The sequence below is a fragment of the Exiguobacterium sp. s129 genome, assembly GCF_018617585.1.
GTDB lineage: Bacteria > Bacillota > Bacilli > Exiguobacteriales > Exiguobacteriaceae > Exiguobacterium > Exiguobacterium aestuarii_A.
Genome location: NZ_JACSKL010000011.1, coordinates 1 through 14,138 on the forward strand (window position 1 = coordinate 1; position 14,138 = coordinate 14,138).

The window sequence follows — 14,138 nt, forward strand, 5'->3', positions numbered from 1 at the left end:
TCGCGATGCGGCTCCGGGATTGCCTGCGGAAAGCGTGGGCGCCGGAAGGACGAGTTCGAACATGTTATTTGTCAACAAGCTGAGGAGCGACCGGCGACGGTCGCTCCTTTTTTTATGTCGTTGATTCAGCGGCTGACACGTCTGCTGGTTTTTGGACACGACGCAATACTTCGAGACTGAGAGCACGTGGCATCAACTTAGCCACCCCGACTAGGAGTTGATTCGAGAGGCCAGGCACAATCACGCGCTTATTATTCATGACACCTTTATAACCGAAGAAGGCGACGAGGTGAGATGGCATTTTTGAGAAGGACAATTCACTACCAGCGCGATCAAAGAAATTCGTATCTGTTGGGCCAGGGCAGAGGACACTGACGTGAACACCGCTCCCTTTCACTTCGGCATGCAGCGCCTCGGTAAGTGAGAGGACATAAGCCTTCGTCGCATAGTAGACGGCCATATACGGACCGGGTTGGAACGCAGCGACAGAAGCGACGTTTAGCACATAGCCGTGATTTCGTTCGAGCATACCCGGTAGATAGGCCTTTGTCAGTTCCGTCAATGTGTTGACGTTCAATCGTACTTCATCCGCCTCCGTCTCGGCATCGAGGTCAGCGAACGCACCAGACGTTCCAAATCCAGCATTGTTAATTAAAAAGTCGACGGTTAGTCCGGCTTCTTCAATCATCGAGGTCAATTGTTTGGCAGCGTCATGTTTCGCCAAATCGAGCGCAAAGACATGTACATTGATTCGATATCTCGTTTCAAGGACTTTTTTCAGTTCGTGTAAGCGAGGTTCGTTTCGGGATACGAGAATACAGTCGTACCCGTCTCGTGCGGCGAGTACGGCCAAGTCTAAACCGATGCCCATCGAGGCCCCAGTGATTAAAGCTGTCTTTGACAACGTGATCCACTCCTTTAATGAAAAGTCATACATTGTTACTGAATTCTTCACGAGTTGTTAAAATCCTGCCCCGTTTGCACATTCAATCCTATGCTAAAGTATAGCAAGAAAATGTGATTAGACTCACAAAGTAGGGAGAAGAACAATGATGATGATTCAGCTCGTCACTACGGCGCAAAGCGTCGAACAAGCAGAAGCGTTAATTAAAGCGGGTACGGACCGATTGTATATCGGGAATTCTAGGTTCGGCTTGCGACAAAAGGGAGACTGGACAATCGATGCTGTGAGGGAAGTCACACAGCTTGCCCATCGATACGGAAAAGAAGTGACGGTGGCCGTCAACAATTTGATGCATAACGACCACATTCAAGAATTGCCGGATTATTTACAAACGTTGAAAGCAATCGGCGTCGACGATGTGACAGCCGGGGATCCCGGGGCCATCCGTTTGATCCGTCAAGCGAAAATTCCCTATTGGTACGATGCCCAAACGCTCGTCACGTCCGCCAAACAGATTCAGTTCTGGGGGAAACATGAGGCCATCGGAGCCGTCGTTGCGCGCGAAGTCACTCTCGAGGAATTGGTGTTGATTCAGCAACAAATCGGTCTCCCCGTTGAAGTTCAAGTGTACGGTCCGACGTGTATCCATCATTCGAAGCGACCGCTCGTGACAAACTATTTCAATGAACTTGGACGCTCTTCTGAAGAGGCGAAACAACGTGAGTTTTATATGAGTGAGCCAGCAGATGCGGAGAGTCGTTACCCCATCTACGAGGACGAGAATGGCACACATATTTTCTCAGAAGATTTGACGCTTATGGGTCAGCTACCGACGTTAGTCAAAAACGGCCTTCACACATGGAAACTTGATGGCTGGCACGCGGGAGAACAGTTTGTTGAAATCGTTCAGTTGTTTACCGTCGCACGGGCGAATCTATTGAATGGTCAATTCGACCGAATCGAGATGGAACACCGCCTCAGAGAATTACAACCGAAAGCGTTTCGACTCGGAACGGGACTATTGTTACGCAAACCAGAAGAGATCAAGTGAGGGATGAAGATGAAACAACGTCCAGAATTATTAGCGCCAGCAGGAAACTTAGAGAAATTGAAGATGGCGATTCATTATGGTGCCGATGCGGTCTATATCGGCGGTCAACAATTCGGGTTACGTTCGCGTGCCGGAAATTTTAGTTATGACGAGATGCGTGAAGGTGTGGCTTTCGCACATGCTCGCGGGGCGAAAGTATATGTCGCTGCAAACATGGTGACGCATGAAGGGGATATCGAAGGAGCTGGTGACTTCTTCCGCACGCTCCGTGATATCGGGATTGACGCAGTGATCGTCTCTGACCCTGCCATGATTGAGACGTGTCTCACAGAAGCGGAGGGCTTACCGGTTCACCTGTCGACACAAGCTTCCGCGACGAACTACGAGACGCTTCGTTTTTGGAAAGAAGAAGGACTCGAACGGGTTGTATTGGCACGTGAAGTATCGATGGATGAGATTGTGCAAATGAAACAGGAAATCGATGTTGAAATCGAGACGTTTGTCCATGGTGCGATGTGTATCTCATACTCCGGTCGTTGTACGCTGTCGAATCATATGACATTGCGGGATGCCAATCGAGGTGGCTGTTCCCAGTCGTGCCGTTGGAAATATGGCTTCTTTGAAGAGGATGATCTCTTAACGAAAGAGATGGAGGCCCGTGATGAAGAGCCGTTCTCGATGAGTTCGGTCGATTTATCGATGGTCCGACATATTCCCGACTTGGTGGACGCTGGAGTCGACAGTTTGAAAGTCGAAGGACGAATGAAATCGATTCACTACGTCGCAACCGTGTGTAACGTGTATCGTCAAGTGTTTGACGCATACTGTGAAGATCCTGAGAACTTTGTGTTCGACCCGGCTTGGGAAGAAGAGATTTGGAAAGCGGCACAGCGAGAACTCGCAAGTGGTTTCTATTACGGGATTCCAACCGAGAAAGAACAATTGTTTGGGAAACCACGTTCGATTCCACAGTACGCATTTGCCGCACGTGTCATTGCATACGACCCGTCGAGCGGGATGGCGACACTCGAACAGCGAAATCACTTCTCAACAGGTGAAGAAGTTGAATTTTTCGGACCTGGATTCGTTCGTTTCTCCCAAATCATCGAGACGATTGAGGATGTAGACGGTCAACCGATTGAATCCGCCAATCAAGCGATGATGACGATTCGAGTCAAAGTGGAAAAACCCGTCGCGACCGATTACATCATGCGCAAGCGAAAAGGGGTCCCTGCGCGCGTCTTCGCTTGACACATCCACCGAGCCAACATAGTCGCCCGAACTGTCTAATCCTGCTACCCTAAGAGATAGAGACGGAGGGATGGAAGGATGAACCAAAATACGGAGCAATTGCGGACAGAGCCCATCGGTCGACTCCTGTTTAAGTTATCGCTACCCGCGATGATCGGGATGCTCGTGACGGCGCTCTACAATATCATTGATACGATTTTTGTCGCTCGTGGCATTGGCGCTTCGGCCGTCGCTGCCATCGGGATTGCGTTTCCCATACAGATGATCTTAATGGCCGTGTCGAGTGCTGTTGGTCTCGGTGGCGCCTCCATCAGTTCTAGGAAGTTAGGTAGAGGAGACGATGCCGGTGCGGCTGTCACATTTTTGAATGTGCTCGTCCTCGTCGGATTGTTTGCTGCCCTCGCGGTGAGTTCCGCTTTCTTTATGTTGGATGAGATTTTAATGGTCTTCGGGGCGACGTCCGAGATTATGGAACTCAGTAGACAGTACTTATCAGTTGTTTTGATCAGTTCACCATTCTTTATGTTCACACTTGCTTCAAGTGCGATGGTTCGTGCCGAAGGTCAGGCACCGTATCAAATGAAGGTCATGTTGACGACCGTTCTCGTCAATCTCGTCACGACGCCACTTTTCATCTTCACGTTCGACTGGGGGATGTACGGTGCAGCGACTTCGACGGCACTCGCTCAAGTCATCGGTTCCATATTGATGCTTCGATTCTTCTTCGCCCGAAAACCAAAAACGGAACTGCGCTTCAAATGGCGACAGTTCCGGATACGATTCGATGAGATGAAAGAGATTATGGCAATTGGTTCCTCTTCATTCATCATGATGGTGTCCCAATCCATCTTGTTCGTTGGCGTCAACGTGATGCTCGGAACATACGGTGGGACAGAGGAGTTGGCGATTTTCGCCATCATCAATAAGTTCATGGCGCTCGTCGGCATGCCAATCATGGGAATTGTCCAAGGGATGCAACCGATTGTCGGATATAACTATGGTGCCGAACGGTATGATCGTATGCGTGAGACCATATGGACAGCGATGCGGGCAGGGATTGCAATCGCTGTGATCATCTGGCTCATCTTGCAGGTATTCCCGAATACGTTGATGGGATGGTTCTCGACGGACGAGGCATTGATTGCGGGAGGCGTGACGGCGATTCACATCTTGTTCGCCGTCTCGTTTTTACCGAGTGTTCAAATGCTCGTCAACGGGATTTACCAGTCGCTCGGGAAAGCGCGAGTCGCCATGTTCTTGTCCCTTTCACGTCAGACGCTCTATACGATTCCGCTCGTCTTTATACTCCCGTCGTTCCTCGGAGTGTTCGGGGTCTGGTTGGCGTTTCCGATTGCCGATGCGATGACGTTTTTGACGGCAGTCGCCTTGGCATTTTGGGACCGTAAATTATTGTTCCGTCCTTCAGAAGAAGATCAAGAAGCGCATGATGTAAATCCGAAAGCGACAAACTTATAATCAAACGTCCGCTCGTGTCGAGCGGGCGTCTTCTTTTAGGAACAAGTAAATCCCGCCAAGCAAGACAATGGCGCCGAGCCACTGGAACGGACCGAGGCGCTCACCAAAAAAGGCGTACCCAAATAGCATTCCCCATAAGGCCTCTCCAAGGATGGTAATACTGACGACGGTCGCACTGACCCGAGCGAGTGCATAATTGAACAGGTTATGCCCTAAAATCGTCGGGAAGAAGGCAAGGGCGAGGAAATACCACCAGTTGACCGTTTCAAAGTCCGTGAACGTCGTCCCGCGTACGAGGAGCATGAAGCAAAGGACGACAGTCGCGACGAGATAGACGCTAAAAGAATACGTATTCGTGTTCATCGATGTCCGGACATGTTGACCGACGAGCCAGTACCCTGCGATGAGGAGGGCGGCAATCAGAGCGAGCAGGTCACCAAATAGTGCTTCTCGTCCGAGCTGAATATCACCTGCAGCGACAAGCATCCCACCGAGGACAGCTACGAGCGCGTATGACAATCCTTTTCGCGTCGGGTTCTTTTTAAAGATCAAGGCGTTTCCAATTAATACGAAAATCGGACTCGATGTGACAAAAAGAGTGGAGCTGGCTACTGTCGTATAATCGAGTGATAAAAACCAGAGCCAAAAGTGAAACGCGAGCAACGTTCCGCTAAGTAACAAAGCATATCGTGTCATCAATCGCGTTGTGATGAGTGATTTGAAATCGACGAATGGAAGTAGCATGAGACATGTGATCAGCATGCGGTAAAACGCAGCCGTCTCGGCTGGAGCCGACGTCCATTTGACAAACAAGACGCTCGTCGACAAGAAAAAAACAGCAGCGAATAAAATGAGGTAAGACATGACGACACTCCTTCACATATGTATGTTCTCTGTTAATCATATCGGAAAACAGCCGTGTGGCAAGCTATGATTCATGGAATACAAACAAATGCTCCCCTCTCGATATGTCCATCCTCGACTTGGTATAGTAAAATACATAGAAGAAGCAATCCCACCACGTACGTCTTGCCAAGAAACTTAAGGCAAAGTAAGGAGTTCTTATGAGACTAATCATTGCGGAAAAGCCATCACAAGCACAAAAGTTGGCGGCTCCCTATCCATCTAAAAAAAGAAAAGATGAGATTGAAATCTCACCATGCTCACGTTTCCCGGAAGGGGCGATTGTCGTTTGGGCGGTCGGTCACCTTTGCGAACTACAGGAACCGTCACACTATCGTCCAGAATGGAAATCTTGGAAATACGAGGCACTTCCGATTGTTCCGGAACGGTTCGATTATCGGATCTCGAAAGGAAAATCAAAGCCGTTTTACGCTATCAAGAAATGGCTACATGACCGCTCTATTACCGATGTGATTATCGCTTCGGATGCCGAGCGGGAAGGGGAGGCGATTGTTCGATTAATTCTTCGGCTCGCCGGAAACAAAAAACCGTTAGCACGACTATGGATTTCGAGTCTGACGGAACAAGCGGTCGACCGTGGATTCTCTCAACTGTTACCGGGCGAGCAAACGGTCCCATATTATCATGAGGCGATGAGTCGAGCATGTGCCGACTGGCTCGTTGGAATGAACGCTTCCCGTGCATACACGACCTTGTTGAAAACAATCGGCATCGAGGACGTGTTCTCGCTCGGTCGTGTCCAGACTCCGACACTCGCCTTGATTGTCAATCGCGAGCGAGAAATCAAACAGTTCGTGCCAGAACCGTACTTTGAAGTCGAGGCGACACTTGCAAAAGGTCGGTGCACCTTCAAAGCAAAATATACATTCGGAAAGACAACGAAGCTCAAAACGCGTGAGGAAGCAGACGCGGTCGTGAAACGAGCTTCCGGCACCGCCACGGTCAAAACAATCGATAAAGAAGAAAAGATGGAGCAACCTCCATTTTGGTTCAGTTTATCCGGGCTTCAGGCAGAAGCAGGGAAACGATTCGGTTTCGGGGCGAAAAAGACGCTCGATATCGCTCAAAAGCTTTACACGAAAGGGTGGATCAGTTACCCGCGGACGGATTCTGGCTTTGTCACCCCAGATGAAGCGACGCTATTCCCTCAGACGAAGGCGAGATTGCTGAAGTCAGCCGCTTATGAGGGTCTTCGCGACGTCTTAACCGAGGACCCGTCAAAAAATCGTCGATACGTCAATGCGAAAAAGGTCAGTGATCACTACGCAATCATTCCGACCGAAGCTTGTGGTGACGTCACACGTCTCGGCGGCGATGAGGCAAAGCTGTACGATTTGATCAACCGACGTTTTCTCGCGGCATTTGCACCTGCGGCAAAGCTCGAGAAGACAACAGTTGATTTGATTGATGGAAACGACCTATATCGGGCAAAAGGGACCGTCGTCGTGAGTCCAGGTTATCGTCAAGTCGTCGAGATGAAATCAAAAGACGTCGAGCTTCCTGTGTTGGCAATTGGCGAAGAATTAAAAGAGAAAAAAGTTGAAGTGTTGTCAAAACAGACGGAGCCACCGAAGCGGTATACGGAAGGTTCACTGATCATGGCGATGAAAGTCGCAGGAAAACAGCTCGATGACGAAGAGCTGATTCATATCATGAAAGAAGTCGAAGGTCTTGGCACCGAGGCGACACGCGCTAACATTATCGATGGATTGAAAAAGCGCGGTTATGTTCAACTTCAGAAAAAAGAGCTCGTTCCGACAGACAAAGGACGTCTCTTGATTGATGTGCTCGGAGACAGTATTTTAGCATCGCCTGTCATGACGGCGAAATGGGAGAAACGCCTTCACGAAATCGGCCAAGCATCGGCATCTGCCGCTGAATTTATAGAACAAGCGAAAAAGATGTCGATTCATTTGGTTGAAGAGGCGAAGTCACGAGTCAAGGCAGCAAACCCGGAAGGTTATACGATTGAGGCGAAGCGTTACGGGAAAAAAGGAGCGACTCGACCGAAACCCTCGTTTGGAGTCTGTCCGAATTGTGGCAAAGCCCTCGTTGAGCATCCGAAGTTTATCGGTTGTAGTGGTTACCGGGAAGGATGTCGCTTCACCGTCTCCAAACAAGTACTTGGTGTCGGACTGGTGAAAGATGAGTTGAAGCAAATGATCAACGGAGGTCAATCGAACGTGCATACGTTCAAAAAAGGCGAGAAGACGTTCAATGCTTCTTTATATCTTGAAAAAGGGACGCTCCGATTCGAATTCAAATAAAAGAAGGGTCGCGTATTAAAGCGGCCCTTCTGTCTTGTCAGTCTTTTCTTGTTTTTGGTCAGACTCGATGCGACGATTGATTTCGTCATAGTCTAGAACGATGTCGTCTTTGTTATCTTTGTAGGCATATCCTTTTTGAATGACGACGATGGATGCGATGAGGACGAGTAAAATAATCAAACCGCTGACGGCAAATATCCAGGCCATAAGAACCCCTCACTTTCTCTCTTCAGTATGCCAAATAGTGAGTCGATTCTTCAACTGGAACGAACAGACGGTAATCTCGTGTGACATTGAAAAGATATGGTACAATACGATGTAGAACACTACGTAGAGAAGGAAGGGATAGTCATGGCGATTTTGATTGTGGACGACGAACCGGTCAATACGCTCGTTCTCGAGCAACTGCTTCACCAGCACGACTATGAGACGATATCGGTCTCGAGCGGAGAAGAAGCGCTCGATTTATTGATGGCCCCACAAGCCGCATCGCTGTATGATCTCGTCCTGTTGGATGTCGAGATGCCCGGGATTTCTGGAATCGAGACATGTAAACGAATTCGACAGATGGCTGATTACGAAGAAATGCCAGTCATCATGGTGTCGGGTCGTACAGATGAAAAGCAGATTGCTGAGGGACTAGATGCAGGAGCGTCAGACTATACGACGAAACCGATCAAGGTGACGGAGTTGCTCGCACGTATCCGCTCTGCTCTTCGCTATAAAGCGGCCGTCGATGAACGGAAAATCTATGAGGCCCGTCTCCAATACGATTTGGATCTTGCGCAAAAAATCCAACAAAGTGCGCTCACGCCACCAATCAGTAATGAAGAGATTGACGTGCGCGCTCTCTATCTTCCATCAAAAAAATTAGCGGGGGATATGTATGCGTGGTTCCAGGTCGCACCGGACCGGTATGGTGTCATCATCTTTGATGTCATGGGTCATGGGGTCTCTTCGGCACTCATTACGATGGGTATTCGCTCGATTCTTCCGGGACTTGTTGGAAATGTTCAGTATCCGGTGGACGTGATGACCGAGTTGAATCGTCAAATGACGTTCTTATTCTCGGGTGACGATATGCACAGTTACTTTACAGCGGTGTATTGCTATATCGATACAACGAAGCGTCGAATTGAGTATGTGAATGCAGGGCATCCTCCAGTCATTGTGACGTCAGAAGAAGGCAATTGTCGTCTTGAGACGACGGGAGTACCTGTTGGCATGTTCGAAGAGCCAAATTATGAGTCTAAAGAAGTTGATATTGCTCCGGGTATGACACTTCACATGTACACGGATGGACTCATGGAATGTTATAGCAAAGATATTGACGATGGGATTCGCTGGCTTGAGAAGGACGTCTCCACGTACGGTCTCGACTATAGTCGTCACGTTGCAGAGCAACTCGTCCCGAAAATTGAAATTGAGGATGACCTTTGTCTCGTCACGGTCAAGATCACATAACAAAGAGCCTGACGTATGATGCGTCAGGTTTTTTTAGTATGTTTGTTAAGTAGTAGTTACTCAGACCAGATGATTGTTAATCCAATAATCAAATCAAAAGGAGATGGGGCGAAAGAATGAGTAGTCAGAATGAAGTATTTATAAAGGCAATCTATAGAACGATCATTGAAGGCAACTTAGCATCATATAAAGAAATGTATGAAGAAAGGCTAGATCACACAAAATTAAACAATTCAGAAATGGATGTTTATTGGAAAAAACAAGATGAATTCTACAATAGACTAAACAGTGAACAAAAAGAAGTTTTGATGTTAATGATGAAACAAACGATGATTGATACCATTTCGCATGTGTTTGGAATTATTGATGGAAGTTCAGGACTTGTAGACGCTGAAGTAGAACCCACTTTATTACTGGATTCTATTGATTCTGAGGGTGATTTACAAGATTTATTTTTAGCATATATCGAAGACGAAAATCTGTTTCCATAAATAATGATTACTTATCTCTCGAAATAAAGTATGAAGAACTGATTTGTGATAAAACATACTTGTGAGAAGATTTTCTGTGAATAAAAAGACAAACTGGTCATCGATTTTCGGTGAGCAGTTTGTCTTTTTATTGAAAATTTGAAGTGAACAAATCTTGTCTTATACTTTTGCCCGTTAGAAATATCGTTTTCGCCATAGGATATAAAAGGCAAGACCAGAAAATCCAATCATCATAGTAATCGCCATGATGAATCCGAACGGCTGTCCTTCCCATGGAACTTGGACGTTCATCCCAAAGATTCCAGAAATCATCGTTGGAATACTGAGTACAATCGTAATCGACGCTAAGAACTTCATGACGAAGTTGACGTTGTTCGAAATGATTGATCCGAATGCTTCCATCTTAATGCTGATGATATCATTATAAATTGACGCCATTTCCATGGCCTGGCGGTGTTCGACGAACACATCTTCTAATAGTTCTTCGTCCTCTTCATGTTTCTCCAAACTTGGTGTCTTGACGATTCGGTCTAAGACACTATCATTCGCTTTCAAAGAGGTCATGAAGTAGACGAGGGATTTTTGCAGGTTCATCAATTGAAAGATCTCTTGATTTCGCATCGAACGTTGTAGTTCCTGTTCAAGCTCATCCATTCTTCGGTCGATTTGTCGCAAGAAACGTAAGTACGTCATACTCACCCGATGTAAAATCTGAAAGACGAAACGACTTCGATAATTCGTCCGGAACAGTCGTGCTTTGCCGTTTGCGAACAAGTTCAAGACGTCAAGCTCACGTGAACAGACGGTGATAAAATGTCGTCCAGTCACGATGATACCGAGCGGGATTGTATTATAAGTTCGCCCCGTATCATCTTCCTCCACGTACGGGACGTCAATGATCATGAGAAGTCCCTCATCATCTTTTTCAAAACGCGGTTTTTCTTCGATATCAAGTGGGTCATATACAAAGTCTTCTGGAATGCCGGACGCCTCGATGACTTGATCGGCCTCATCTTTTGTCGGATTCACGAGTTGAATCCAGCTTCCTTTATCAAAGTCTTCGATTTCATCCACATGGCCTGATGCGTCAGTACGGTAAATCGTCAGCATGCATCTTCCTCCTACCTTAACTCAATCTTATTATAGGTAGCGAAAATGAAGAGTGCAATCCAAAGCAGGAGATTTTTTGTTTTCTCTAGAAAACATGTTACAGTGAAAGGGAACGATCGGATGATCGTTTATTGAGGAGGGGTTATATTGACAAGAATGCCCGAAGACGCTCTGTTCAATGAAGATAAATTAGCGGAGCTCCACCAAATCGCAAATGGAAACATGGAATTTTTGAATAAAATTGCAACCACATATATTAAGCAGTTCGAAGAAAAATACCCTGAATTGCACGCAGCTGTCGAGTCGAACGACTATTCACGTGTCGAACAACTCGCCCATTTATTAAAAGGGGCCTCTTATTCGGTCGGCTTGGAACAGACCGCGCTTCTTTTTCATGACCTTGAACTGGCAGGCGAGAATGCACATCTTGAAGGTGCACATGAAACGCTTGCGACAATCGAGTCGCATAGTCAGCGCTTTTTAGTCGAATGGAATAATCATTTTGAGCAGTTGACATAAAAAAGTTTGCGACCGTGAAGTCGCAAACTTTTTTTGTTACCCTACAAATTCGTCGAGCGTCGCAATCAAAATCCCGATTTCTGGTTTTGTGATTTGAGCATTCGCACCGACGGCCTCGCCTTTATGCTTCAAGTCGTCTGAGATGAGCGACGAGAAGATAATGATTGGAAGGGACGCGTAACGGTCCATCTCCCGGAGACGCTTCGTTAAATGGAGTCCATCCATCTGTGGCATCTCGATGTCCGTGATGAGAAGGTCGCACTCTACACCATCTTGTTCAAACGCATCGAGTGCTTCTTTCCCGTTGTTGAAGACGGTCGTATTGAAATACCCGGCATCATCTAACGTATCGAGGATGAGCGTTCGGAGCATTTCCGAATCTTCAGCAATCCAAATGTTTTTATTCGAACGTTCGCGAGCCCCGAGGCGTTTGACTGATTCGCGGGCCATGATGTCTTTACGAGAAAGTTCGAGTGCGATTCGTTCATAATCAAGTAAGATGATCATTTGGTCACCTGTTTTGACGACACCATTCGTGATGCCTTGGACGCCGCGTGCAAGATCGGAAGGCGTATCAATCTGCTCCCACGAGATGCGTTTGATCTCCGTCACTTGGTCGACACGAAGAACTGATTTTTCCCCGTTAAACTCACAGACAATCAATCGATCGTCACTTCCGACCTCACGTGGGTGATTGATGACCATTGGAAGGTCGATGACGGTCATGACCTCGCCCCGTAATTCGATCAGTCCCATAATTGCCTCTGGTGTACCCGGAAGAGGTGTCAATGGAAGCATCGTGATGATTTCACGTACTTTCATGACGTTGATACCGAATAAGAACGGTCCAGCTTGGAAGATGACGATTTCAAGTTCGTTCGTTCCAGCCTCAAGTAAAATATTATGATCAGTGCTCAATGGTTGTCCCTCCTATTTCACGTACTCTCTCCTTTACTATCGGTCTCAGATCATCAAATCTATAGTGAAAAATTGTCGAACTCTCGTCAGAATTCACAAAAAGTTTCATAGTAACCGTTTACATCTTATAAACTGAATCGTTATAGTTGTCCAATGCAAAAAAATCTGCATACAATGGGGTTGGCAACGAGATATTACAGCTTACTCAGGAGGCAGATAGAGATGATGAGTATGAACACATATCCATATTTATTGAATGGTCAATGGCAGGAATCATCAAGTCAGGAAACGATTGAACTCGTTTCACCATATAAAGACGAAGTCGTAGGTCGCGTTCAGGCGATGTCACGCGACGAAGTCGATGCAGCCATCCATGGCGCAAAACGTGCACAACAAGAATGGGCGACGCTTCCGGTCAACAAGCGCGCTGAATTGTTGTATGCATGGGCAGAGAAACTCGAAGAACGCGTTGATGAGATCGGTCAAATCATCATGCAAGAAGTCGGGAAAAACTTGAACGACGCGAAAAAAGAAGTCGTTCGCACAGCTGAAATCATCCGTTACACAGCGGAAGAAGGCATTCGTTTCAATGGTGGATTCATGCAAGGTGATTCGTTCCCTGGTGGTTCGAAAAACAAGATGGCCATCATCAAGAAAGAAGCGCTTGGTGTCGTGCTCGCGATTTCACCGTTCAACTACCCGGTCAACTTGGCAGCAGCAAAAATTGCGCCAGCTCTCGTCACGGGGAATGCGGTCGTTTTCAAACCTGCGACTCAAGGTGCAATCAGCGGAATCAAGATGGTCGAAGCCCTTCATGACGCAGGACTTCCAAAAGGTCTCTTGAATCTCGTGACAGGACGCGGTTCGGTCATCGGAGATTACTTGACGTCTCACCCAGGAATCGACATGATCACATTCACAGGTGGAACAGGTACAGGTCAACATTTGTCACAACAAGCGTCGATGGTACCGGTCGTGCTCGAACTCGGTGGGAAAGACCCGGCTCTCGTCCTTGAGGATGCAGATTTGACACTTGCGGCAGATCAAATTGTCAGCGGTGCATTCTCATACTCAGGTCAACGTTGTACAGCCATCAAACGTGTCTTCGTCCTCGAAGACCAAGCGGATGAGCTCGTTGGCATGTTGAAAGAACGCGTCGCGAAACTCTCGGTCGGTTCACCTGAAGAGAACAGCTTCATCGTTCCTTTAGTCGATGCGAAAACGACAGATTACGTTCAAGGTTTGATTGACGATGCGGTCAACAAAAAGGCGACGGTCGTTCATGGAAATGAGCGTGAAGGAAACCTTATTTATCCGACATTACTCGATCATGTGACGACAGACATGCGTGTCGCATGGGAAGAGCCGTTCGGACCAGTCCTTCCTGTCATCCGCGTGAAGTCACTCGAAGAGATGATTGAACTCACGAACGAATCTGAGTTCGGTCTTCAAGCGAGTGTCTTCACTCAAAATGTGAATAGCGCCTTTACAGTCGCTGACAAGCTAGAAGTCGGTACGGTCCAAGTGAACGGACGTACGGAACGTGGTCCAGACCACTTCCCATTCATCGGCGTGAAACAATCGGGACTTGGCGTTCAAGGAATCGGGCGTAGCCTCGAGACGATGACACGCGATAAAGTGACGGTTATCAACTTATAATATTCACCATTCGTGAGGGGGAGATGTCCCCCTCTTTTTTGTTTGATTGAAAACGCATCTTTCAGACGGGTATAATGGAGAAAGACAGGAAGAAGGGGTGGTGA

At 47.4% G+C, this 14,138-nt stretch carries 13 protein-coding genes; 8 read left to right on the forward strand and 5 right to left on the reverse strand.

Features of this window, described 5'->3' with window-relative positions; all coding sequences use genetic code 11:
* Window positions 1-112: 112 nt before the first annotated feature.
* Window positions 113-904: an SDR family NAD(P)-dependent oxidoreductase gene (locus KNO92_RS11680; RefSeq protein WP_251127112.1), complete on the reverse strand. Its 792-nt coding sequence runs from the start codon at window positions 902-904 to the stop codon at window positions 113-115.
* 154 nt (window positions 905-1,058) lie between these two features.
* On the opposite strand from KNO92_RS11680, the gene KNO92_RS11685 reads away from it, so the two are divergent.
* From KNO92_RS11685 to KNO92_RS11695, 3 genes are all read left to right on the forward strand, one after another.
* Entirely contained in the window at window positions 1,059-1,955 is an 897-nt protein-coding gene (locus KNO92_RS11685; protein ID WP_353047403.1) for a peptidase U32 family protein, read from the forward strand.
* 3 nt (window positions 1,956-1,958) lie between these two features.
* Window positions 1,959-3,206: a peptidase U32 family protein gene (locus KNO92_RS11690; protein WP_251127113.1), complete on the forward strand. Its 1,248-nt coding sequence runs from the start codon at window positions 1,959-1,961 to the stop codon at window positions 3,204-3,206.
* A gap of 78 nt (window positions 3,207-3,284) precedes the next feature.
* Window positions 3,285-4,682 carry an MATE family efflux transporter gene (locus KNO92_RS11695; protein ID WP_214692868.1) on the forward strand — a complete coding sequence of 466 codons (1,398 nt, stop codon included), beginning with the start codon at window positions 3,285-3,287 and terminating at the stop codon, window positions 4,680-4,682.
* Here KNO92_RS11695 and KNO92_RS11700 read toward each other — a convergent pair whose 3' ends face one another.
* Window positions 4,683-5,546 carry a DMT family transporter gene (locus KNO92_RS11700; protein WP_214692866.1) on the reverse strand — a complete coding sequence of 288 codons (864 nt, stop codon included), beginning with the start codon at window positions 5,544-5,546 and terminating at the stop codon, window positions 4,683-4,685.
* A gap of 200 nt (window positions 5,547-5,746) precedes the next feature.
* Here KNO92_RS11700 and KNO92_RS11705 point away from each other — a divergent pair, with 200 nt between their 5' ends.
* Window positions 5,747-7,873, forward strand: a complete 2,127-nt coding sequence (locus KNO92_RS11705) for a DNA topoisomerase III (protein ID WP_214761468.1) — start codon at window positions 5,747-5,749, stop codon at window positions 7,871-7,873.
* 15 nt (window positions 7,874-7,888) lie between these two features.
* On the opposite strand, the gene ytzI is transcribed toward KNO92_RS11705, so the two are convergent.
* Window positions 7,889-8,080, reverse strand: coding sequence for a YtzI protein (ytzI, locus tag KNO92_RS11710; protein ID WP_214692862.1), 192 nt, complete (start codon window positions 8,078-8,080; stop codon window positions 7,889-7,891).
* A gap of 144 nt (window positions 8,081-8,224) precedes the next feature.
* On the opposite strand from ytzI, the gene KNO92_RS11715 reads away from it, so the two are divergent.
* A complete protein-coding gene (locus KNO92_RS11715) occupies window positions 8,225-9,337 on the forward strand; it encodes a PP2C family protein-serine/threonine phosphatase (RefSeq protein ID WP_214692854.1) in 1,113 nt (370 codons plus the stop codon).
* Between the two features lie 116 nt (window positions 9,338-9,453).
* Window positions 9,454-9,828, forward strand: coding sequence for a transposase (locus KNO92_RS11720; protein ID WP_214692852.1), 375 nt, complete (start codon window positions 9,454-9,456; stop codon window positions 9,826-9,828).
* A 174-nt stretch (window positions 9,829-10,002) separates the two neighbouring features.
* Here KNO92_RS11720 and KNO92_RS11725 read toward each other — a convergent pair whose 3' ends face one another.
* The gene (locus KNO92_RS11725; RefSeq protein WP_074033258.1) at window positions 10,003-10,938 is read right to left on the reverse strand and encodes a magnesium transporter CorA family protein; all 936 of its coding nucleotides are present in this window, start codon (window positions 10,936-10,938) and stop codon (window positions 10,003-10,005) included.
* A 156-nt stretch (window positions 10,939-11,094) separates the two neighbouring features.
* Here KNO92_RS11725 and KNO92_RS11730 point away from each other — a divergent pair, with 156 nt between their 5' ends.
* Window positions 11,095-11,457, forward strand: a complete 363-nt coding sequence (locus KNO92_RS11730) for an Hpt domain-containing protein (protein WP_214693986.1) — start codon at window positions 11,095-11,097, stop codon at window positions 11,455-11,457.
* A 36-nt stretch (window positions 11,458-11,493) separates the two neighbouring features.
* Here the strand turns inward: KNO92_RS11730 and KNO92_RS11735 are convergent, their stop codons facing one another.
* On the reverse strand, window positions 11,494-12,375 hold the full coding sequence (locus tag KNO92_RS11735) for a chemotaxis protein CheV (protein ID WP_214692850.1): 882 nt from the start codon (window positions 12,373-12,375) through the stop codon (window positions 11,494-11,496).
* 222 nt (window positions 12,376-12,597) lie between these two features.
* Here KNO92_RS11735 and KNO92_RS11740 point away from each other — a divergent pair, with 222 nt between their 5' ends.
* Window positions 12,598-14,034, forward strand: a complete 1,437-nt coding sequence (locus KNO92_RS11740; protein WP_214692848.1) for an NADP-dependent glyceraldehyde-3-phosphate dehydrogenase — start codon at window positions 12,598-12,600, stop codon at window positions 14,032-14,034.
* Window positions 14,035-14,138: the final 104 nt, after the last annotated feature.